This window comes from Streptomyces sp. NPDC005374, assembly GCF_042872225.1.
Classification (GTDB): Bacteria; Actinomycetota; Actinomycetes; order Streptomycetales; family Streptomycetaceae; genus Streptomyces.
In genome coordinates this window covers 384,897-406,448 of the sequence record NZ_JBIAKA010000004.1, presented here as the reverse complement: position 1 = coordinate 406,448, position 21,552 = coordinate 384,897, and the positions used below count along the sequence as shown (strand labels likewise).

Annotated in this window: 21 protein-coding genes; 2 read left to right on the top strand and 19 right to left on the bottom strand. The window is 70.1% G+C overall.

The features are described 5' to 3' along the window. Positions 1-5 precede the first annotated feature (5 nt). The 3 genes from ACFYRX_RS13105 to ACFYRX_RS13095 all read right to left on the bottom strand — a co-directional run bounded on the left by ACFYRX_RS13105 (position 6) and on the right by ACFYRX_RS13095 (position 2,975). Positions 6-842 carry a tetratricopeptide repeat protein gene (locus ACFYRX_RS13105; protein ID WP_389098873.1) on the bottom strand — a complete coding sequence of 279 codons (837 nt, stop codon included), beginning with the start codon at positions 840-842 and terminating at the stop codon, positions 6-8. A 147-nt stretch (positions 843-989) separates the two neighbouring features. Beyond that, entirely contained in the window at positions 990-2,252 is a 1,263-nt protein-coding gene (gene hisS / locus ACFYRX_RS13100; RefSeq protein ID WP_389098871.1) for a histidine--tRNA ligase, read from the bottom strand. Between the two features lie 12 nt (positions 2,253-2,264). Then, positions 2,265-2,975, bottom strand: a complete 711-nt coding sequence (locus ACFYRX_RS13095) for an MBL fold metallo-hydrolase (protein WP_389098869.1) — start codon at positions 2,973-2,975, stop codon at positions 2,265-2,267. A gap of 180 nt (positions 2,976-3,155) precedes the next feature. Here ACFYRX_RS13095 and ACFYRX_RS13090 point away from each other — a divergent pair, with 180 nt between their 5' ends. Both ACFYRX_RS13090 and ACFYRX_RS13085 read left to right on the top strand, forming a co-directional pair. Continuing rightward, positions 3,156-3,971, top strand: a complete 816-nt coding sequence (locus tag ACFYRX_RS13090) for a peptidylprolyl isomerase (protein WP_389098867.1) — start codon at positions 3,156-3,158, stop codon at positions 3,969-3,971. 135 nt (positions 3,972-4,106) lie between these two features. Then, positions 4,107-5,336, top strand: a complete 1,230-nt coding sequence (locus tag ACFYRX_RS13085; protein ID WP_389098865.1) for a DUF349 domain-containing protein — start codon at positions 4,107-4,109, stop codon at positions 5,334-5,336. An 89-nt stretch (positions 5,337-5,425) separates the two neighbouring features. On the opposite strand, the gene ACFYRX_RS13080 is transcribed toward ACFYRX_RS13085, so the two are convergent. The 16 genes from ACFYRX_RS13080 to pgsA form a co-directional block, all read right to left on the bottom strand. Next, positions 5,426-7,978 (bottom strand): RelA/SpoT family protein, encoded by a 2,553-nt coding sequence (locus ACFYRX_RS13080; protein WP_389098864.1) that lies wholly within the window; start codon positions 7,976-7,978, stop codon positions 5,426-5,428. A gap of 284 nt (positions 7,979-8,262) precedes the next feature. After that, on the bottom strand, positions 8,263-8,811 hold the full coding sequence (locus tag ACFYRX_RS13075) for an adenine phosphoribosyltransferase (protein WP_389098862.1): 549 nt from the start codon (positions 8,809-8,811) through the stop codon (positions 8,263-8,265). Further along, positions 8,808-9,908, bottom strand: coding sequence for a protein translocase subunit SecF (gene secF / locus ACFYRX_RS13070; RefSeq protein WP_389098860.1), 1,101 nt, complete (start codon positions 9,906-9,908; stop codon positions 8,808-8,810). Before secF ends, ACFYRX_RS13075 begins: the two co-directional genes overlap by 4 nt. 2 nt (positions 9,909-9,910) lie before the next feature. Beyond that, positions 9,911-11,680, bottom strand: a complete 1,770-nt coding sequence (secD, locus tag ACFYRX_RS13065; RefSeq protein WP_389098859.1) for a protein translocase subunit SecD — start codon at positions 11,678-11,680, stop codon at positions 9,911-9,913. Positions 11,681-11,811: 131 nt separating this feature from the next. Then, positions 11,812-12,339 carry a preprotein translocase subunit YajC gene (gene yajC / locus ACFYRX_RS13060; protein ID WP_389098857.1) on the bottom strand — a complete coding sequence of 176 codons (528 nt, stop codon included), beginning with the start codon at positions 12,337-12,339 and terminating at the stop codon, positions 11,812-11,814. A gap of 173 nt (positions 12,340-12,512) precedes the next feature. Further along, positions 12,513-13,589 carry a Holliday junction branch migration DNA helicase RuvB gene (gene ruvB, locus ACFYRX_RS13055; protein WP_389098855.1) on the bottom strand — a complete coding sequence of 359 codons (1,077 nt, stop codon included), beginning with the start codon at positions 13,587-13,589 and terminating at the stop codon, positions 12,513-12,515. 10 nt (positions 13,590-13,599) lie between these two features. Then, on the bottom strand, positions 13,600-14,205 hold the full coding sequence (gene ruvA / locus ACFYRX_RS13050; RefSeq protein WP_389098853.1) for a Holliday junction branch migration protein RuvA: 606 nt from the start codon (positions 14,203-14,205) through the stop codon (positions 13,600-13,602). Then, positions 14,202-14,741, bottom strand: coding sequence for a crossover junction endodeoxyribonuclease RuvC (gene ruvC / locus ACFYRX_RS13045; protein ID WP_389098851.1), 540 nt, complete (start codon positions 14,739-14,741; stop codon positions 14,202-14,204). Before ruvC ends, ruvA begins: the two co-directional genes overlap by 4 nt. 118 nt (positions 14,742-14,859) lie before the next feature. Next, complete coding sequence (locus ACFYRX_RS13040; protein WP_389098849.1) at positions 14,860-15,612, bottom strand: YebC/PmpR family DNA-binding transcriptional regulator; 753 nt, start codon at positions 15,610-15,612, stop codon at positions 14,860-14,862. Positions 15,613-15,661: 49 nt separating this feature from the next. Then, entirely contained in the window at positions 15,662-16,267 is a 606-nt protein-coding gene (gene pdxT / locus ACFYRX_RS13035) for a pyridoxal 5'-phosphate synthase glutaminase subunit PdxT (RefSeq protein ID WP_389098847.1), read from the bottom strand. Between the two features lie 6 nt (positions 16,268-16,273). Continuing rightward, positions 16,274-17,179 carry a pyridoxal 5'-phosphate synthase lyase subunit PdxS gene (gene pdxS, locus ACFYRX_RS13030; protein WP_389098845.1) on the bottom strand — a complete coding sequence of 302 codons (906 nt, stop codon included), beginning with the start codon at positions 17,177-17,179 and terminating at the stop codon, positions 16,274-16,276. A gap of 120 nt (positions 17,180-17,299) precedes the next feature. After that, positions 17,300-17,728 (bottom strand): DUF6210 family protein, encoded by a 429-nt coding sequence (locus tag ACFYRX_RS13025; RefSeq protein WP_389098843.1) that lies wholly within the window; start codon positions 17,726-17,728, stop codon positions 17,300-17,302. Between the two features lie 3 nt (positions 17,729-17,731). Then, positions 17,732-18,274: a hypothetical protein gene (locus ACFYRX_RS13020; RefSeq protein WP_389098841.1), complete on the bottom strand. Its 543-nt coding sequence runs from the start codon at positions 18,272-18,274 to the stop codon at positions 17,732-17,734. Between the two features lie 395 nt (positions 18,275-18,669). After that, entirely contained in the window at positions 18,670-19,839 is a 1,170-nt protein-coding gene (locus ACFYRX_RS13015; protein ID WP_389098839.1) for a glycosyltransferase family 4 protein, read from the bottom strand. After that, on the bottom strand, positions 19,836-20,744 hold the full coding sequence (locus tag ACFYRX_RS13010; RefSeq protein ID WP_389098837.1) for a phosphatidylinositol mannoside acyltransferase: 909 nt from the start codon (positions 20,742-20,744) through the stop codon (positions 19,836-19,838). The genes ACFYRX_RS13015 and ACFYRX_RS13010 overlap by 4 nt, the downstream gene beginning before the upstream one ends. Further along, positions 20,741-21,535, bottom strand: coding sequence for a phosphatidylinositol phosphate synthase (pgsA, locus tag ACFYRX_RS13005; RefSeq protein ID WP_389099099.1), 795 nt, complete (start codon positions 21,533-21,535; stop codon positions 20,741-20,743). The genes ACFYRX_RS13010 and pgsA overlap by 4 nt, the downstream gene beginning before the upstream one ends. Positions 21,536-21,552: the final 17 nt, after the last annotated feature.

The following is a 21,552-nucleotide window of genomic DNA, read 5'->3' as shown; positions in this document are numbered from 1 at the left end:
CCCCGTCAGGCGCCGTCGATCCGGTCGAGCAGGTCCCGGGCCTCGACGGTGCGGTAGTGCTCCGGGCCGAAGGTGGCCACGCAGGCGTCATGGGCGATCGCGGCCTTGGAGTGGGCCTCGGTTCCACGGCCCAGCCCCAGGAGGGCTCTGGCCATGGCCAGTTCGACGGCACCGGTCTCCGGGCGACGCTGTTCCTCGGGCAGGCGCCGGCTCAGGCTGTCGGCGCTCTCCGCCTCGGCGAGCGCCTCCTCGTGACGGGCCTGGCCGTTGAGGCTGCGCGCCAGGCCCAGCCGCAGACCCAGGGTGAACCGGTCCTCGGTGTGATGGGCGGCGAGAGCCTCGCGAGCAAGCCGCTCGGCTTCCGGATGACGGCCCTGCGCGTTGACGGCGTAGATCTGGCCGTTGCGGGCGGCCGCGATCATCCGTGACCGCTCCGGCTCGCCGAGCCGGGCCGCGGGCCGGACGGCGGCCCGGGCGACGGCCGCACACTCCCTCTCGCACTCGGCGTACCTGGCGAGCGGGATCAGGCCCTGGGCACGGTTCGAGCGCAGTAGCAGGGTCCGCGAGTGTTCGGCGCCGAAGTTCCTGCCGAACACCGGCAGCAGCGCGTCGTATTCGGCGAGGGCTTCGGCATGCCGGCCCTGGGCGCCCGCCGACATCGCGGCGAAGGACAGTGCCAGGACTCCGTCCGGAAGACCCGTGCCGAGGCTCGCGGCCACGGCACGGGCTTCGGCCTCCGCCTCCTTGTAACGCCCACCCCGGAACAGGGCCATGGCGGGGACCAGGGACTTCCCCAGCACCTGTACGTCGCTGTCTCGGCCTCTCAACCGGAAGAGTCTCATGCGCGGAGCATAGGAACGCGGTGCACGCTCGTTCGAAAACATCGCCAAGCGTTTACCCCGGTATCCCGACTCCTTTGCCCCTGGGGCGAGTTGGCAGGAAGAAGGGCGCCTGCCGGTGAGTGCCGACGCCCTTCCCCCGCCGTCCCGCTAACCGAGCCTCGACTCCAGCTCCGCCACGATCTCGTTGACCCCGATCGCCGACTGCTCCCCGGACTCCATGTCCTTCAGCTGTACGACGCCCTCGGCGAGGTCGCGTTCACCGGCGACGATCGCGTAGCGGGCGCCGCTGCGGTTGGCGTTCTTCATGGCGCCCTTGAGGCCCTTGGCGCCGTAGGAGAAGTCGGTCGCGATGCCGAGCTTGCGCAGTTCGGTGACCTTGGCGAACAGGATCCGGCGGGCCTCCTCGCCCAGCGGGACCGCGAACACGCTGGTCGTGGAGGGGAGTTCGAGCTCGACGCCCTCCGCCTCCAGGGCGAGGACCGTGCGGTCGACGCCGAGCGCCCAGCCGACGGACGGGAGGGCGGGTCCGCCGATCATCTCCGACAGTCCGTCGTAGCGGCCGCCGCCGCCCACCGCGGACTGGGAGCCCAGGCCGTCGTGGACGAACTCGAAGGTCGTACGGGTGTAGTAGTCGAGGCCGCGCACCAGCTTCGGGTCGTCCTCGAAGGCCACGCCCGCCGCGGTGATCAGCTCACGGACCTCCTCGTGGTACGCCTTGCAGGCGTCGCAGAGGTAGTCACGCAGCAGGGGTGCGTCCGCGAGCTGCTTCTGCACGTCCTGGCGCTTGTCGTCGAGGACGCGGAGGGGATTGATGTCCGCGCGGCGCAGGGTCTCCTCGTCGAGGTCGAGACCCCTCAGGAAGGTCTGCAGCGCCTCCCGGTACACCGGGCGGCACTCCTTGTCGCCCAGGCTGTTCAGCAGGATCCGGAAGTTCCTCAGGCCCAGCGAGCGGTACGCCTGGTCGGCCAGGATGATCAGCTCGGCGTCGAGCGCCGGGTCCTCCGCGCCGATCGCCTCGGCGCCGACCTGCGAGAAGTGCCTGTAGCGGCCCTTCTGGGGGCGCTCGTAGCGGTAGTACGAGCCGGAGTACCAGAGCTTGACCGGGAGGTTGCCGAGCTTGTGGAGGTTGGCCTCCAGCGCCGCACGCAGCACGGACGCCGTGCCCTCGGGGCGCAGGGCGAGCTTGGTGCCGCCCTTGGTCTCGAAGGCGTACATCTCCTTGGTGACGATGTCGGTGGACTCACCGACACCACGCGCGAACAGCTCGACGTTCTCGAAGCCGGGGGTCTCGATGTAGCCGTAGCCGGAGGTGCGCAGCGGTGCGGCGATCGCGTCGCGGACGGCCAGGAACTTGGCGCTGTCCGGCGGGATCAGGTCGTACGTGCCCTTGGGGGCCTGAAAGGTGCTCACGGAAGTCTCTCGTCACATTCCTCGTCGGGGAGCCTGAGGTGCTCCCTGGCCGTCGGCGGCCACCTGCCGCAGATACGGGTTGGTGGCGCGCTCCTGGCCGATGGTCGTCTGGGGGCCGTGGCCGGACAGCACCACGGTCGAGTCGTCGAGCGGCAGGCACACACGGGCCAGCGAGTCGAGCATCTCGGCCATGTCACCGCCGGGCAGGTCGGTGCGTCCGATGGAGCCGGCGAACAGCAGATCCCCGGAGAAGAAGACCGACGGGATATCGGCCGTCTCCGGCATCCGGAAGGCCACCGACCCCTTGGTATGCCCCGGCGCGTGCGCGACGGACAGCTCCAGACCCGCGAGCTCCAGCTTCGCGCCGTCGGTCAGCTCCTTGACGTCGTCCGGCTCCCCCACGGTGATCTCGCCCATGAGCGGCATCCCGACGGAACGCCCGAGACCCATCGAGGGGTCCTTCATCATGTAGCGGTCCTCGGGGTGGATCCACGCCGGTACTCCGTGCGCGCCGCACACGGGGACGACCGAGGCCACGTGGTCGATGTGGCCGTGGGTGAGGACGACGGCGACGGGCTTGAGCCGATGCTTCTTCAGCGTCTCCTCGACTCCCTCGGCGGCCTGGTGGCCCGGGTCGATGATCACGCACTCCTCACCGGCGGCGGGGGCGACGAGATAACAGTTCGTCCCCCAGGCCCCGGCGGGGAACCCCGCAATGAGCACGATCGTCCTCGTTTTGTGTGGGTACGGGCGGTCTTTCGGGCGGCTGCCCCAGTGGTCAGAGCCTACCGGCGCTGCCGATTCCTCAGCGAACCCATATACGGTACGGGGCACACGCAGGCGGTCGGCTCATACGACGCATGCGTACCGGTCGGCGGACGAGACGCATGAGGAGAGAACCCCGTGGTCACCCAGGAACAGCGGAAGCGGCAGCTCGCGCGGGAGAAGTTCTTGCGACAGCAGCAGCGGCGCACGGCCGCGCGCCGCAAGGCCCGTGTACGCAACTCCGTGATCGGGTTGGTGCTCGGCGTGGTCCTGGTGGGCAGCCTGGCGCTCTACACGTCCGGCGTCATGAAGGACGACGACAAGACCAGCGCGAGCGCGCAGACCAGCCCGAGCGCGGCGCCGAGCAAGGCGCCGGACCCGTGCGAGAAGGCCGCCGCCGGCAAGGTCAAGACGGAGACCTGGAAGAAGGAGCCGGCGATGTCCATCGACAAGTCGGCGAAGTACACCCTGGGCCTCGCGACGACCTGCGGTGAGATCGACATCGCGCTGAAGGCGTCGGCGGCCCCGCACACCGTCAACTCGTTCGACTTCCTCGCGGGCAAGGGCTTCTTCGACCACACCAAGTGCCACCGGCTCACCACCAACGGCATCTACGTCCTGCAGTGCGGCGACCCGACGGGCTCCGGCAGCGGCGGACCGGGCTACACCATCCCGGACGAGAACCTGAAGGACAAGAGCCTCAAGTCCAACGTCTATCCGGCGGGCACCGTCGCGATGGCGAACACCGGACAGGCGCACACCGGCGGCAGCCAGTTCTTCCTCGTCTACCAGGACAGCCAGCTGCCTCCGAGCTACACCCCGTTCGGCACCATCTCGGCATCCGGTATGAAGGTGCTGAAGAAGATCGCCGCGGCTGGTGAGAGCACCGGCGCGGGCGACGGCGCGCCGAACGCGACCGTCGTGATCAACAAGGCGACCGTCACCAAATCCTGACCGCCAACTGCGTAATTTCGGTCGCGCGGGATGCGGACAGGCAACCCGCCGGTCGCCTATGTTGGCCGTGACGAAACTGTGGACGATGCCCGGGGGCGCTGAAGCCTTCCGCAGGCATCATGTGGAGGAGGCGCTGTGAGCAGCGACCCGTGGGGCCGCGTCGACGAGACGGGGACCGTGTACGTGCGTACGGCCGACGGCGAGCAGGTCGTCGGTTCCTGGCAGGCGGGCACCCCCGAGGAAGCCCTGGCCTACTTCGAGCGCAAGTACGAGGGCCTGGTTGTCGAGATCGGCCTCCTCGAGAAGCGAGTGAAGACCACCGACCTGTCCGCGAAGGACGCGCAGACCGCGATCGACCACATTCGCGAGCAGGTCGACGCGCATCACGCGGTCGGTGACCTGGCGGCGCTCAAGGTCCGGCTGGACGCTCTCGTGGAGACGGTCGGCAAGCGCCGCGAGGAGCGCAAGCAGCAGCGCGCCAAGCAGTCCGACGAGGCCCGGCACTCCAAGGAGGCGCTGGTCGTCGAGGCGGAGGAGCTGGCCCAGTCCGACCAGTGGCGGTCCGCCGGTGAGCGGCTGCGCGCCCTGGTGGACACCTGGAAGGGTCTGCCGCGCCTGGACCGCAAGTCCGACGACGAGCTGTGGCACCGCTTCTCGCACGCCCGCTCGGCGTTCTCCAAGCGCCGCAAGGCCCACTTCGCGTCACTGGACGCGCAGCGCGAGGACGCCCGCAAGACCAAGGAGCGGCTGGTCGGCGAGGCCGAGGCGCTCTCCGGGTCCACGGACTGGGGCCCCACGGCCGCCCGCTACCGCGATCTGATGACGGAGTGGAAGGCCGCGGGCCGCGCCCAGCGCGAGCACGAGGACGACCTGTGGAACCGCTTCCGCGGTGCCCAGGACGTGTTCTTCGCCGCCCGCAGTTCGGTCTTCGCCGAACGGGACGCCGAACAGACGGAGAACCTCAAGCTCAAGGAGGAGCTGGCCGAGGAGGCCGAGAAGCTCCTGCCGATCGGTGACCTGAAATCGGCCCGCGCCGCGTTCCGCACGCTCAACGAACGCTGGGAGGCCATCGGCCACGTCCCGCGGGACTCGCGCCCGAAGGTCGAGGGCCGGATGCACGCCGTCGAGCGCGCTCTGCAGGAGGCCGAGGAGACGGAGTGGCGCCGGACCAACCCGGAGGCACGCGCGCGTGCCGAGGGTCTGACCGGTCAGCTCCAGGCAGCCGTGGACAAGCTCAGGGGCCAGATCGATCAGGCGCGCGCCCAGGGCAACAACGCCAGGGCCGACAAGCTGGAGCGGGAGCTGGAGGGCCGCCAGGCACTCCTGGACCAGGCCCTGAAGGGTCTCCACGAGTTCGGCGGCTGAGACATCGGCTGAGATCGACCCGTACGACGAGAAGGGCCCCGTACAGCGCGTACGGGGCCCTTCTCGTCGTATCGGCGTCCTACGGCGTACTACGACCGGTTCCGCGCCGAGGTCACCCGGTACACGTCGTAGACGCCCTCGACGCCACGGACCGCCTTCAGGACGTGCCCCAGGTGCTTCGGGTCGCCCATCTCGAACGTGAAGCGGGAGGTGGCGACGCGGTCGCGGGAGGTCTGGACGGCCGCGGAGAGGATGTTGACGTGCTGGTCGGACAGGACACGGGTGACGTCGGAGAGGAGCCGGGAGCGGTCCAGGGCCTCGACCTGGATGGCGACCAGGAAGACCGAGGACTGGGTCGGCGCCCACTCGACCTCGAGGATGCGTTCGGGCTCGCGGGACAGTGACTCCACGTTGACGCAGTCGTTGCGGTGAACCGATACGCCACTACCGCGGGTGACGAACCCGATGATCGGGTCGCCGGGTACGGGCGTACAGCAGCGGGCCAGCTTGACCCACACGTCGTCGACGCCCTTGACGACGACACCGGGGTCCTGGTTGCTGCGCCGCTTGCGACCGCGGGTGCGGGACGGCGGGACCGCCTCGTCCATCTCCTCGGTGGCCGCCTCCTCGCCACCGAGCGCCGAGACCAGCTTCTGCACGACGTTCTGCGCGGAGACATGGCCCTCGCCGATCGCCGCGTACAGCGCGGAGATGTCGGGGTAGCGCATCTCGTGCGCGAGGGTGACCAGGGAGTCGCCGGTGAGGATCCGCTGGATCGGCAGGTTCTGTTTGCGCATCGCGCGGACGATGGCGTCCTTGCCCTGCTCGATCGCCTCGTCGCGGCGCTCCTTGGAGAACCAGGCGCGGATCTTGTTGCGGGCACGGGGGGACTTGACGAAGTTCAGCCAGTCCCGGGACGGTCCGGCTCCGGGCGCCTTGGAGGTGAAGACCTCGACCAGGTCGCCGTTGTCGAGGGTCGACTCCAGCGGTACGAGCCGGCCGTTGACGCGGGCTCCTATGGTGCGGTGGCCCACCTCGGTGTGCACCGCGTACGAGAAGTCCACGGGCGTGGCGCCGGCCGGCAGCGCGATGACGTCGCCCTTGGGCGTGAAGACGAAGACCTCGTTGCGCGAGAGGTCGAAGCGCAGGGACTCCAGGAACTCGCCCGGGTCCTCGGTCTCCTTCTGCCAGTCCAGGAGCTGGCGCAGCCACGCCATGTCGTTGAGGTGGTCGTCCTTGCCGGTGGTCCTCGGCTGGTCCGAACGCACCTTGGAGGCGCCGGCGACGGCCTCCTGCTTGTACTTCCAGTGCGCGGCGATGCCGTACTCGGCGCGACGGTGCATGTCGAACGTGCGGATCTGGAGTTCGACGGGCTTGCCGTTGGGGCCGATCACCGTGGTGTGCAGCGACTGGTACATGTTGAACTTGGGCATCGCGATGTAGTCCTTGAACCGGCCGGGGACCGGGTTCCATCGCGCGTGCACGGTGCCGAGGGCGGCGTAGCAGTCGCGGACGGTGTCGACGAGGACTCGGATGCCGACCAGGTCGTAGATCTCCGCGAAGTCGCGACCGCGGACGATCATCTTCTGGTAGACGCTGTAGTAGTGCTTGGGGCGGCCGGTGACGGTGGCCTTGATCCGGGCCGCGCGCAGGTCGGACTGCACCTCGTCGGTCACTATGGCCAGGTACTCGTCACGCTTCGGTGCCCGCTCGGCCACCAGCCGTACGATCTCGTCGTACATCTTGGGGTAGAGGATCGCGAACGCGAGGTCCTCCAGCTCCCACTTGATGGTGTTCATGCCGAGGCGGTGGGCGAGCGGCGCGTAGATCTCGAGGGTCTCGCGCGCCTTCTTCTCCTGCTTCTCGCGCTTGAGGTAGCGCATGGTGCGCATGTTGTGCAGCCGGTCGGCGAGCTTGATGACCAGGACGCGCGGGTCCTTCGCCATGGCCACGACCATCTTGCGCACGGTCTCGGCCTGCGCGGCCTCGCCGAACTTGACCTTGTCCAGCTTGGTGACGCCGTCGACGAGCAGGCCGACCGATTCACCGAAGTCACGGCGCAGCTGGTCGAGGCCGTACTCGGTGTCCTCGACGGTGTCGTGCAGCAGGCCCGCCATGAGGGTGGCCGGGTCCATGCCGAGTTCGGCGAGGATCGTGGTCACCGCGAGCGGGTGCGTGATGTACGGGTCGCCGCTCTTGCGCTTCTGGCCGCGGTGCCACCGCTCGGCGACCTGGTAGGCCTGCTCGATCTGCCGCAGGGTGGCGGTCTCGATCTTCGGGTCGTTGCTGCGCACTATCCGCAGCAGGGGCTCCAGGACCGGGTTGTACGGGTTGGAGCGCTGGCCGCCGAGGCGGGCGAGACGGGCGCGGACGCGGTTGGAGGAGCCGGTGCGGGCGGGCTGGCCCGTGTTCGGGCGGACGGACGCGGAGCGCTCGGAGTTCCCCGGTGCGGCGGAGTCGAGGGCGGGGGACGGCTTCGGCCTGGCAGCTTCGGCCGGCTTGTCGACGGGCGCGGACTGGGCGTGCTCGACCGGCCCGCGGGCGTCGTTCGTCGCGGTCTTCGCGTCCGGCGCGGGCTTCGCCGCGGGCGCCGAGCCGGGCTCGGGCTTGGCGGCGGTCAGTGGCTGGGCCTCGTCTGGCAAGAGGGCTCCTCGTGCGCGATCCGGGTCCCCAGGTCAGGCTCCGGAGGACCCATGGTAGCGATCCTGCGCCCCGGGATCGTCTTCAGTCCGATGTGAGGGACGTCTACGTCTGGAACAAGAGAGGCCGCCATCGGAATTCCGGTGGCGTCATCCCCCCTGGGGGCGCGGGGAACCGCGCGACCAGCCACGACGGAGCGGCAGACGACGAAGCACCTCGCTTCCCCATGGGGAACGGCCGCCCCGGTGTCCCGGAACGGCCGTTTCACAGGCAGGGCGGTCTGCGCTCAGACCACCAGCAGTGCTTCCAGCGGAGCCCCCGCCAGCGCCGGGATCAGCCGGGCACGCCCGCCCAGGAAGCCCAGCTCCATGAGAACCGCGAGGCCCGCCACCTCCGCGCCCGCGCGACGGATCAGCTCGATGGACGCCTCGGCCGTGCCTCCCGTGGCCAGGACGTCGTCGACGATCAGGACACGGTCGCCGGCCGACAGGTCCTCGGCGTGGACCTCGATCTCCGCCGAGCCGTACTCCAGGTCGTACGCCTGGCTGAGGGTCGCCCCGGGGAGCTTGCCCGCCTTGCGTACGGGGATGAAGCCGAGGCCCGCGCGGACCGCGACCGGGGCGCCGAGGATGAATCCCCTGGCTTCCAGGCCGACGACCTTCGTGGCTCCGGTGTCCGCGGCGACCGCAGCCAGCGCGTCGGTGAGCGCCGTGAACGCCGCCGGGTCCGCCAGGAGCGGGGTGATGTCCTTGAACATCACGCCCGGCTCCGGGTAGTCGGCCACGTCCCGGATGCGGCTGAGCAGCAGTTCCGTGATCCCTGCGAGCTCGGTCATCGGCGCTTCCCCGAGGGACGGCCACGGCCCCGGCCCCGCGAGGCGGGCTGGGTGCGCGGGCCGACGACCGCGTGGGCGTCCTCCGGCTCCTCACCGACGGGACGCGACTCCACGATCTCCTCGTCGGCGGTCGCCTGGGCACGCTTGGCCAGGACCCGCTTCCTGACGGCCTTGATCGCCGGCTCGCGCTCCTTGAGGTCGGCGACGAGCGGGGTGGCGATGAAGATCGAGGAGTACGCACCGGCGGCGAGGCCGACGAACAGCGACAGCGAGATGTCGTTGAGCGTGCCCGCGCCGAGGAACCCGCCGCCGATGAACAGCAGGCCCGCCACCGGCAGCAGCGCGACCACCGTGGTGTTGATGGAGCGGACCAGGGTGCCGTTGATCGAACGGTTGGCGATGTCGCTGTAGGTCCAGCGGGTCTGCTTGGTGATGTCCTTCGTCTGCTCCTTGAGGGAGTCGAAGACGACCACCGTGTCGTAGAGCGAGTAACCGAGGATGGTCAGCAGACCGATCACCGTGCCCGGCGTGACCTCGAAGCCGACGAGGGCGTAGATGCCGACGGTGATGGTGATGTCGTGGATCAGGGCGACCAGCGCCGCGATGGCCATGCGCCACTCGAAGGCGATCGCCAGATAGATCACGACGAGGACCATGAAGATCGCCAGACCCTGCCAGGCCTTGTTGGCGATCTGGTCGCCCCAGCTGGGACCGACGAGGTCGGCGGCGATGGTCTCCGGGTCGACCTTGAAGTCCTTGGCCAGGTCGTTCTTGATCTGGTCGGACTGCTTGGTGTCCATGCCGGCGATCTGGATGCGCAGCGTGCCGTTGCCGAGCTTCTGGACGACCGCGTCGTGGCCGGAGGCCTCCTTCGCGTAGTCCTCGGCCTGGGAGACGGAGACGCTGGTCTTCTCGGTGGTGAAGACCGCGCCGCCCTGGAAGTCGATGCCCATGTTCAGGCCGCGTACCGCGAGGCCGACGATCGCCGTGATGGTGATCAGGATCGAGATGCTGTACCAGAGCTTGCGGTGACCGATGAAGTCGTAGCTGATCTCGCCACGGTGCAGTCGGGCGCCGAGGTTGCCGAGTTTCGACATGCTCACGCCTCCTTCGTCTCAACGGGGGCGGGACGGCGGGTGCGGCGCAGCGGCGGCTGCGCACCGAGGCCCTTCGGGTCGAGGCCGGACCACTTGTGACCGCTCGCGAAGAACTTCCGGCGCGCGAGGAGCGTCATCAGCGGCTTGGTGAAGAAGAAGACCACGACCACGTCGAGCACGGTGGTCAGACCGAGCGTGAACGCGAAGCCCTGGACCTTGCCGACGGTCACTACGAAGAGCACAGCGGCGGCCAGGAACGACACGAAGTCGGAGACCAGGATGGTGCGCCGGGCTCGCGGCCAGGCCCGCTCGACGGCCGGGCGCAGCGTGCGGCCCTCGCGGATCTCGTCGCGGATGCGTTCGAAGTACACGATGAACGAGTCTGCGGTGATACCGATCGCGACGATGGCACCGCACACGGCCGGCAGGTTCAGCGCGAAGCCGATCGTCGGGCCGAGCAGGGACATGATCACGTAGGTGAGGATCGCGGAGGCGAGCAGCGAGGCCATCGCGACGAGCGACAAGCCGCGGTAGTAGGCCACCAGGTAGATGACGACCAGCAGCAGGCCGATCGCACCGGCCAGGAGACCGGCGTGCAGCTGCTCACCGCCGAGCGCCGCGGTCACCGTGGTCACGCTCTGCTCCTGGAAGGAGAGCGGGAGGGCGCCGTACGACAGCATGTTGGAGAGGTTCTGGGCCTCTTCCTGGGTGAAGCTGCCGGAGATCTGGGCGCTGCCGCCGGTGATCGAGGAGCTGACGTACGGGCTGGAGACGACCTCGCCGTCGAGGACGATGCCGAACTCGTTCTGCGGCTGGGTGTTCTTCGCGAGCTGCCCGGTGATGTCGGCGAACTTCTTGGCACCCTTGCCGGTGAAGGTCATGGTGACCTGCCAGCCGGCGGCGTTCTGGGTGTCGAAGACGGCCTGGGCCTTCTTGACCTCGGTGCCGTCGACGGCGGCGGGGCCGAGCACGTACTTGTACCAGACGCCGTCGATGTCGCCGCAGCCCAGAGTGGTGTCGGTGGGCTTGGCGCCGTCGCCCGCCTTGGTGCGCTGCGCCTTCTTGGAGCAGTCCAGGGCGGCGTACTGGGCCTGGAGCTTGGCGTCGGCGGCGGAGGGAGCAGGGGCGCTGCTGCTCGGGGCGGCCGACGGGGACGCGGAGCCGGTCGGGCTCGCGGACACCGACGGTGTGGAGTCGGCCTTCAGCGCGTCGGTGACGGCGCGGCCCTGCGAGGAGGCGGTGGGCGAGGGGGAGGACGACGAGGTCGCCTTCTCACCCGTGGAGCCGGACTTGCTCGCGGACGGGCTGGGCGAGGCGGTCGAGGAGCCGCTGGCGGACGCGCTCGGCGACGGGGTGGCCGCGGCGCTGCCGGTGGCGTCCTGGGCCAGGACCGGACGGAAGTACAGCTTGGCGGTGGTGCCGACCTGGTCGCGGGCCTCCTTGGAGTTGGTGCCCTTGGGGATGTTCACGATGATGTTGCGATCACCCTGGGTCTGCACCTCCGCTTCGGAGACGCCCAGACCGTTGACACGGCGGTTCATGATGTCGACCGCGGTGTCCATGTTGGCCTTGTTGATCGCCGACCCCTGGTCGGCCTTCGCCTCCAGCGTGATGCTGGTACCGCCGGCAAGGTCGATGCCGAGGCGGGGGGTGGTGTGGCCGGAGAGGAACATTCCCCCGGTCAGCGCCACCATGGCGATCAGGATCAGGGCCAGCGTGCGCCCTGGCTTGCTCTGGGCACTCGCGCTCCGGCCCCTCTTAGGTGCTGCCACCTTCTCGTACTCCCTCTCGGGCCGCTCTCGCGCCGGATCGGCGTACGGACGGCCATGACATGGTTGGGGATCCCGTGCGAGCTGCGCAGGTTCCGGGGCGCGCGGAGTTGGCCCGCGCGCCCGGAGTGCGACTACTTCGCGTCGGAGTCGCCGTCGGTCTTCTTCGGCTCGTCGTCCGACTTCGCCTCGGTGGCGTCGGCCTCGGCGTCGGCCTTGGCGGGCGCGTCGGCGACAGGCTCCTCGGCGGTGTCCTTCTTACCGAGGTCGACGGACTTCTCGTCGGAGGCGGCGGCAGCTTCGTCGGCGGACTCGTCGGTCTCGGTGAGGGAGGAGGCGTCGTCCGGGACGACGTCGGAGTCGGACTTCAGGTCGTGCTCGATGCCGTGGACGATGCGGTTGTACTCGTCGTCCGACAGGACGGCACCGATGGCGTTCTTCGCGAAGAGCAGGTCCACACCCGGGCCCGCGTCCAGGAGGACGGTGTCGTCACCGACCTCCTTGACCGTGCCGTACATCCCCCCGATCGTGCGGACGCCGCTGCCGGGCTGCATGTCGTTCCGCATGTTGGCGGCGGTCTGCTGCTTCTTCTTGGCAGACCGGGTCATCAGGAACATGGCCCCGATGAGCACGATGAAGGGGAGGAGGGTCACGAGACTCACGGGTCGGAACTTCCTTCACGCGACCGCGAGGTGAGCGGCCTGATGGTTGGGGTGTGGACGCCGCCGACAAAGGCGGCATCGGCGGAGTCTAAGCGAGTCCGCGCGCAGGGAACAACGCTCAGCATCGCACCTGGGTTCCGCACCCCGCCAATGCCCGCGCCGTCACGATGCCGTCACGTCCCGAACAGGTCCCCTTGTCCGTTTCCTGTGGCCGCGGAGCGGGGCGGCGTGAGGCCGAGATGCGCCCATGCCGCGGGAGTGGCGACCCGTCCCCGCGGGGTACGGGCGAGCAGGCCCTCCCGCACGAGGAAGGGTTCGGCGACCTCCTCGACGGTCTCGCGCTCCTCCCCCACCGCGACCGCGAGCGTGGACAGGCCGACCGGGCCGCCGCCGAACAGCTTGAGCAGGGCCTCCAGGACTCCACGGTCCAGCCGGTCGAGGCCGCGGGCGTCGACCTCGTAGACCTTCAGCGCCGCCCCCGCGATGTCGCGCGTGATGACGCCGTCCGCCTTGACCTGCGCGTAGTCGCGCACCCGGCGCAGCAGGCGGTTGGCGATACGGGGCGTGCCGCGGGAACGGCCCGCGATCTCGGCGGCGCCCTCGGAGCCGATCTCGACGTCGAGCAGATGGGCCGAGCGGTGGATGACCCGCTCTAGCTCGGCCGGTTCGTAGAACTCCATGTGCGCGGTGAAACCGAAGCGGTCGCGCAGCGGGGGCGGCAGCAGGCCCGCGCGCGTGGTGGCGCCGACCAGGGTGAAGGGGGGCAGCTCCAGAGGGATGGCGGTGGCGCCGGGGCCCTTGCCGACGATGACGTCGACGCGGAAGTCCTCCATCGCCATGTACAGCATCTCCTCGGCGGGCCGCGACATGCGGTGGATCTCGTCGAGGAAGAGGACCTCGCCCTCCTGGAGGGAGGAGAGGATCGCCGCGAGGTCACCGGCGTGCTGGATGGCGGGGCCGCTGGTGATGCGGATCGGGGCCTCCATCTCGGCCGCGATGATCATCGACAGGGTGGTTTTGCCGAGCCCGGGGGCGCCGGAGAGCAGTACGTGGTCGGCGGTGGCGCCCCGCGCGCGTGCCGCGCGCAGGACCAGGTCGAGCTGTTCGCGGACCTTCTCCTGGCCGATGAACTCGTCCAGGTCCTTGGGGCGCAGGGCGGCCTCCACGGCCTGGTCCTCACGGTCGGCGACAGAGCCCACCAGCCGCTCCGCGGCGGGGGCGGTCTCGTCGGTCGTGTCGTCCCAGTTCACTGACGTTCTCCTAGCGGGCGCGGTTCAGGGTTTGCAGGGCGGCCTTCAGCAGTTGGCCGACCTGAGGCGTGCCCTCGGCCGCCTCCGCCTGCGGGGCCACGGCGGTGACGGCCTCGTCGGCCTCCCGCGTGGCGTAGCCGAGGCCGATCAGGGCCGCGTGCAGCTGGTCCCGCCAGCCCTGGGTGACCGGTGCTCCGATCGCGGGGGCGCCGATCGGCTCGCCGAGCCGGTCCTTCAGCTCTAGGAGCAGCTTCTGGGCGCCCTTCTTCCCGATGCCGGGCACCGCGATCAGGGCTTTCTCGTCGCTGGTGACGATCGCCCGGCGCAGGGCGTCCGGCGCGTGCACGGCCAGCATGGCCTGCGCCAGCCGGGGGCCGACCCCGCTCGCGGTCTGGAGGAGCTCGAAGACCTGGCGCTCGTCGTCGTCGACGAAGCCGTAGAGGGTCAGGGAGTCCTCGCGCACCACGAGGGAGGTGGCGAGCTTGGCCGGCTTGCCGAGGCGGAGGGTCGACAGCGTGTTCGGCGTGCAGTGCACCGCCATGCCGACCCCGCCGACCTCGACCACCGCGGTGTCGGGAGCGAGTGCGGCGACCGTGCCGCTCACAAAGGCGATCATGCCGTACGGCCTTTCCGTGCTGTGGCTGTGTGCAGGGCGACGGCCTGCTGGAGTCGGTTCTGGGCGGGGGCGCGCCAGATGTGGCAGATGGCGAGCGCTAGGGCGTCGGCGGCGTCGGCCGGCTTGGGCGGTGCGTCGAGCCGCAGCAGCCGGGTGACCATGGCGCCGACCTGGGCCTTGTCGGCGCGTCCGCTGCCGGTGACGGCGGCCTTGACCTCGCTCGGGGTGTGCAGGGCGACGGGGATGCCGCGGCGGGCGGCGCACAGCATCGCGACGGCGCTGGCCTGGGCGGTGCCCATCACCGTGCGGACGTTGTGCTGGCTGAACACCCGCTCCACGGCGACGAATTCGGGGCGATACTCGTCCAGCCACTGCTCGATGCCCTGCTCGACGGCGACGAGCCGCTGCCCCAACTCGGCGTCCGAGGGCGTGCGTACGACCCCGACGCCGACCATGGTCAACGGCCGGCCCGCGAGCCCCTCGACGACACCCACACCGCACCGCGTGAGTCCGGGGTCCACCCCGAGTACGCGCACCCTGCCCCTCCCTCTCGAATCGCCTGTTTGTGCAGGCTATCTGCTGCCACCGACAACGGCGGCGGGCCGGTGGGGTGTGTCCCACCGGCCCGCCGGATCCGCTCAGTTCGCGGCAGCGCTACGCGTCGACCTTCTCCATGACCTCGTCGCTGACGTCGAAGTTGGCGAAGACGTTCTGGACGTCGTCGCTGTCCTCCAGTGCGTCGATGAGCCGGAAGATCTTCCTCGCGCCCTCCTCGTCCAGTTCGACCTGCATGGTCGGGACGAAGTTGGCCTCGGCGGAGTCGTAGTCGATCCCGGCGTCCTGGAGGGCGGTGCGGACGGCGACCATGTCGGTGGCCTCGCTGAGCACCTCGAAGGACTCGCCGAGGTCGTTGACCTCCTCGGCGCCCGCGTCGAGGACCGCGCCGAGGACGTCGTCCTCGCTCAGCTCGCCCTTGGGGACGATGACGACGCCCTTGCGGTTGAAGAGGTACGACACCGAGCCGGGGTCGGCCATGTTGCCGCCGTTGCGGGTCATGGCGACGCGCACGTCGGAGGCGGCACGGTTGCGGTTGTCGGTGAGGCACTCGATGAGCACCGCGACGCCGTTCGGTCCGTAGCCCTCGTACATGATCGTCTCGTAGTCGGCGCCACCGGCCTCGAGACCGCCGCCGCGCTTGACGGCGGAGTCGATGTTCTTGTTCGGGACCGACGACTTCTTGGCCTTCTGGATGGCGTCGTAGAGGGTCGGGTTGCCCTCGATGTCGACGCCGCCCATGCGGGCCGCGACCTCGATGTTCTTGATCAGCTTCGCGAAGAGCTTGCCGCGCTTGGCGTCGATCACGGCCTTCTTGTGCTTCGTCGTAGCCCATTTAGAGTGGCCGGACATCTGCCTGTCTCCTTCGCGTAACCCATCCCAGCAACCAACGCCTGAGATCCTACAAGGACTCCGCCGCCCGGTTCGCGCGCACCATGTCGACAAACAGAGAGTGCACGCGGTGGTCGCCGGTCAGTTCCGGGTGGAACGACGTGGCGAGCGCGTTGCCCTGACGGACCGCGACGATGTGACCGGCGTGCTCGGCCAGCACTTCGGTGCGGGCACCGACGGACTCGACCCAGGGGGCGCGGATGAAGACGCCCTCCACGGGGTCGCCCTCGACGCCCTTCACCTCGACCGCGGCCTCGAAGGACTCGTTCTGGCGTCCGAAGGCGTTGCGGCGCACGATCATGTCGATGCCGCCGATCGTCTCCTGGCCCGAGCGCGGGTCGAGGATCTTGTCGGCCAGCATGATCAGGCCCGCGCAGGTGCCGTAGACGGGCATGCCCTCGCGCACACGCGCGCGGAGCGGCTCCAGCACGCCGAACAGGGCGGCCAGCTTGGAGATGGTGGTGGACTCGCCGCCGGGGATGACGAGGCCGTCCACCTCGGCGAGTTCCTCGGGGCGCCTGACCGGCCTGGCCACGGCGTCGGCCGCGGCCAGGGCGACGAGGTGCTCCCGGACGTCGCCCTGGAGGGCCAGGACGCCTATGACAGGAGTGCTCATCAGTGGTTACCAGCCGCGGTTGGCGTAGCGCTCGGACTCGGGGAGGGTGTCGCAGTTGATGCCGACCATGGCCTCGCCGAGGTTGCGGGACGCGTCCGCGATGATCTTCGGGTCGTCGTAGAAGGTGGTCGCCTTCACGATGGCCGCGGCGCGCTTGGCGGGGTCGCCGGACTTGAAGATGCCGGAGCCGACGAAGACGCCCTCGGCACCGAGCTGGCGCATGAGCGCGGCGTCGGCGGGAGTGGCGACACCACCCGCGGAGAACAGCACGACGGGGAGCTTGCCGAGCTCGGCGACCTCCTTGACCAGCTCGTACGGGGCGCGCAGGTCCTTGGCGGCGGCGTACAGCTCGTTGTTGTCGTAGCCGCGCAGGCGGGCGATCTCGTTCTTGATCTGGCGCAGGTGGCGGACGGCCTCGACGACGTTGCCGGTGCCGGCCTCGCCTTTGGAGCGGATCATGGCCGCGCCCTCGGCGATGCGGCGCAGGGCCTCGCCCAGGTTGGTGGCGCCGCAGACGAAGGGCGTCGTGAACGCGAACTTGTCGCTGTGGTTGACCTCGTCGGCCGGGGTGAGGACCTCGGACTCGTCGATGTAGTCCACGCCGAGCGACTGCAGGACCTGGGCCTCGACGAAGTGGCCGATGCGGGACTTGGCCATGACCGGGATGGAGACCGCCTCGATGATCTCCTCGATCATCGTCGGGTCGGACATCCGGGCCACACCGCCGTCCTTGCGGATGTCGGCGGGGACCCGCTCCAGGGCCATGACGGCCACGGCACCGGCGTCCTCGGCGATCTTCGCCTGCTCGGCGTTGACCACGTCCATGATCACACCGCCCTTGAGCTGCTCGGCCATGCCGCGCTTCACGCGCGCGGTACCGGTCTCGGGAGTCTGGTTCTCGGTGCTGGACACGGGCTGACCTCGCTGATGTGAAAGGGGGATTACTGCAGCACCGAGGAAACGCCACCGGACCAGTCCACTGCAAGGGCCAATGGGAAGCCGGTGGATCGTTCTGCTCCCCCAAGGGCCACATCAGTCGGAGTTCTCCCAGGTCAGCACGCCCGGACCGTCGGGTGTGAGCACCGGCACCCACGCCTCGTCGGCCTCGGCCAGGCGGGACTCGTCGAGAACCAGGGGCGTGGGCCACACGTCGTCGCGGTTCGCGGAGCCGTAGACGTGCAGTGCGACGGCGCTCCTCAGCCGGTCCAGCAACTCGGGCGACCAGGTCGGACCACGGGAGCCGGACCTCTTCAGCTCGCCGACGAAGATCTCCTTCAGCTCCTCGTCGAGGGCCCGTCCCGGCACGGGGAGCAGATAGCCCTCCTGCTCGTACGGGACGCAGCCGTAACCGCCACCCTGCACCTCGTAGACGATGCCGGTCGGCGCCGCCACGACGACGAAGACCGTGCCGTTCCCGTTGCCCTCCAGGTCGAGGAAGACCCGGCGTCCCGCGTCTGTCATGTCCTACGCGGCCCGGTCCACCAGGGCCGCGGGCGGCTCGTCGTCCATCTCGAAGGCCATCGGGAAGGGGGCGTGGCCGGCCAGCCGGAACCAGCGGACCTTGCGGTGCTGGCGGAGCCGGCGGGCGGCGCCGACCGCGTCGTTGTGGAAGCGGCGGGCCATCGGAACCCGTCGTACGGCCTCCGTGAGTTCATGGGCCGCCGATTCTCCCCCGGGCGCCTCACGGACCGCCTCGACCTGGGCCGTCTCCGCGAACACGGCTCGCAGCGCCTGGCTCAGCTCGCTCTCGGCGACCTCACGCTGCTCCTCCTCGGCCTGCCGCGCGGCATGTGCGGCCTCGTACAGGACGATCGACGCGGCGGGGTCGAGGACGCCCGAGGTGGCCAGTTCCTGGGCCACGGAGGCCCGGCGGAGCAACTGCGCGTCCAGTCCCGCGCGCGTGGCGTCGATCCTGGCGTGCAGCCGGTCGAGACGGCCCGCGGTCCAGCTCAGGTAAAGGCCGATCGCGACGAGCGCGACAAGGATCCAGATGAGGGTGGGAGTCACGAGCAGCAAGGCTATCGGGGCGGGTTCGGACGGGGCGGGTCAGGACCGGGGAGGACGTGTGCGCGGTCGGCGTGTCCGGTGCGTGCGAGAGCGCTGTCACGGCACTACGACATCGGCGGCGGGGTGCACTCCGGGCCGGGCCGACTCCGGTCATCGCCGCTCCGGCTCCGGCCACGCGCCGCTCCAACCGCCCCCGTACCTCGCCTCGGCGGCCCCGTCATCGGCGAGAGCGGCAAGCCCCCGGGCCGGACCCGGCCGCGTCGTCAGCCTCGCCGACCGACCGTGAGTGGGGCGGTCCAGCCCGTGCCGCACCTCACCAGGCCTGCGGCACCACGCGCGCCGGTCCCCCGCCGACCGCGCCCCGCGCGCAAGTACCGTCCGGTCATCGGGGCCGGTCAGTCCCGGGCCAGCCCCAGCCGTGCCCGCAACCCCGGGCCCCGGTCGTCCTCCGCCGCTGCCACCGCCGCCGCGCCCGCCGTCACCGTCTCGTACACCGAGAGGATGTCCGCGCCGACCGTCGACCAGTCGAACCTGCGTACGTGCGCGCTGCCGCGTGCCCGCAGTTCGGCCAGTCGCGCCGGGTCGCCCAGCAGGCGTACGGCGGCCTCGGCGAGGGCGTCCGCGTCCTCGTTGGCGAAGAGCTCGCCGGCCGCGCCGTGGTCCAGGACCTGGGCGAAGGCGTCGAGGTCGGAGGCGAGCACCGGGGCCCCCGCCGACATGGCCTCGACGAGGATGATCCCGAAGCTCTCGCCGCCGGTGTTGGGGGCAATGTACAGGTCGACGCTGCGCAGGAAGCGGGCCTTGTCCTCGTCGCTGACCATGCCGAGGAACTCCACGCGTGCGCGTAGTTCCACGGGGAGCGACTCCACCGCCTCCTCCTCGTCACCGCGCCCGGCCACCAGCAGCCGGGTCCCCGGGCGCTCGGCGAGGATCTTCGGCAGGGCCCTCATCAGCACCGGCAGCCCCTTGCGGGGTTCGTCGATACGGCCCATGAAGCCGATCGTGTCTCCCTGCCACTGCGGATTGGGCTTGGCCTTGGCGAAGAAGCCGACGTCCACGCCGTTCGGGATCACCACCGCGTCGCCGCCGAGGTGCTCGACGAGCGTGCGGCGGGCGTACTCGCTGACAGCGATCCGGGCGCTGATCTTCTCCAGGGCGGCCTGGAGGATCGAGTACGCGGCGATCATCGCGCGCGAGCGCGGGTTGGAGGTGTGGAAGGTGGCGACGATCGGGCCCTGCGCGATCCAGCAGGTCAGCAGGCCGAGGGACGGCGAGGACGGCTCATGGATGTGCACGACGTCGAACTCCCCGTCGAGCAGCCAGCGGCGCACGCGCGCGGCGCTCAGGAAGCCGAAGTTGAGCCGGGCCACGGAGCCGTTGTACGGCACCGGGACGGCGCGGCCGGCCGAGACGACGTACGGGGGCAGCGGAGTGTCGTCGTCGGCCGGGGCGAGGACGGACACCTCGTGACCGAGACGGATGAAGTACTCGGCGAGATCGCGGATGTGGAACTGGACGCCGCCCGGTACATCCCAGGAGTACGGGCAGACGATGCCGATCCTCACGCGGTTCCCTTCGTGGGATCGAGGTCCTTCAGCCACAAACGCTGGAGCATGTGCCAGTCCTCCGGATGGTCGGCGATCCCGGTGGCGAAGGCATCGGCCAGCGCCTGTGCCATGACAGACGTCTTTTCGGCCCGCGTACCTGACTCGGGCACCTCTACCGGCGGGTGCACCCTGCCCTGCATGACGGGCGAGTCGTCGTACCAGAGTGTCACCGGCAGCAGCAGCGCGCCGGTCTGCTGGGCCAGCAGGGCCGGTCCCGCCGGGATACGGGTCGTCTCGCCGAAGAACTCCACCTCGACGCCGGAGCTGGACAGGTCGCGCTCGGCGACCAGGCAGACCAGTCCGCCGTCCCGCAGTCGCCGGGCGAGGGTGCCGAAGGCGGTGCCGCCACTGTGCGGCAGGACCTCCATGCCGAGTCCCTCGCGGTAGGCGACGAAACGGTCGTACAGCGTCTCCGGCTTGAGACGTTCGGCGACCGTGGTGAACGGTGTCTCCAGCCGGGTGGTGACCCAGGCGCCGGCGAGGTCCCAGTTGGCCATGTGCGGCAGCGCGAGGATGACGCCCTTGCCGGCGGCGAGGCCGTCGGTGAGGTGGTGCAGGTCCTTGGGTTCGAAGCCGCCCCTGATGCGTTCCTTGCTCCAGGCGGGCAGCCGGAAGGACTCCATCCAGTAGCGCAGGTACGAGCGCATGCCCGCGCGCGAGAGCTCGGCGAGGCGCTCAGGGCTCGCGTCGGGCACCACGCGCGCGTAGTTGCTCTCCAGCCGGAGGACGCCTTTGCCGCGCCGTTTCCAGGCGAGGTCGGCGATGTTCCGGCCCAGGCGCACGGCGACCGGCTCGGGGAGCTTCTTGACCACGCCCCAGCCGAGGCCGTACAGCGTGTCCGTCAGCCGCTCCTGCGCGCTCACTTAGCGGCCTCGCTCCCCTGCTCCTGGGTCTTCTCCTCGGCACCGGACTCCACGGTGCCCGACTCGACGGCGCTCGTACCGGCGGTGCCCGACTCGGCGGCGGCCTCCTCGGCCTCCGCCGACTCCCGGCGGACCGTGACGACCCGCTGGATGAGCGTGACCAGGCTGCCGACGGCGACGATCCACAGAGCGACCGGCAGCAGGTACTGGATGCCGGGCACGCCGAACTTGTGCAGGCCCGCGAGGCCGGCCGCGACCAACGAGATCACGAGGCGCTCGGCGCGCTCGACGAGGCCGTTGACGGCGACCGGCAGCCCGATCGACTCGCCACGGGCCTTGGTGTACGACACCACCTGGCCGCTGGCCAGGCAGAAGATGGAGACCGCGCACAGGGCGATGTCGTCGCCCCCGCCCGCGTACCAGAGGGCGAAGCCGCCGAAGACCGCGCTGTCGGCGACCCGGTCGAGCGTGGAGTCCAGGAAGGCGCCCCAGCGGCTGGAGCGGCCGAGCTGGCGGGCCATGTTGCCGTCGACGAGGTCGGAGAACACGAACAGCGTGATCACGACCGTGCCCCAGAAGAACTCGCCCATGGGGTAGAAGACCAGCGCGCCCGCGACCACTCCGGCGGTGCCGAGGAGCGTGACCGTGTCGGGGCTGACGCCCCTTCTGATCAGAAATGTGGCGAACGGCGTGAGGACACGCGTGAAGAATGCACGCGCGTACTTGTTCAGCATGGCCTTCCCGAGGGTCGGTGTCGCCGCGCGGCCCCTGCTGGCCACCGGCTGGCCCATCGTAGCCACGCGCGCAC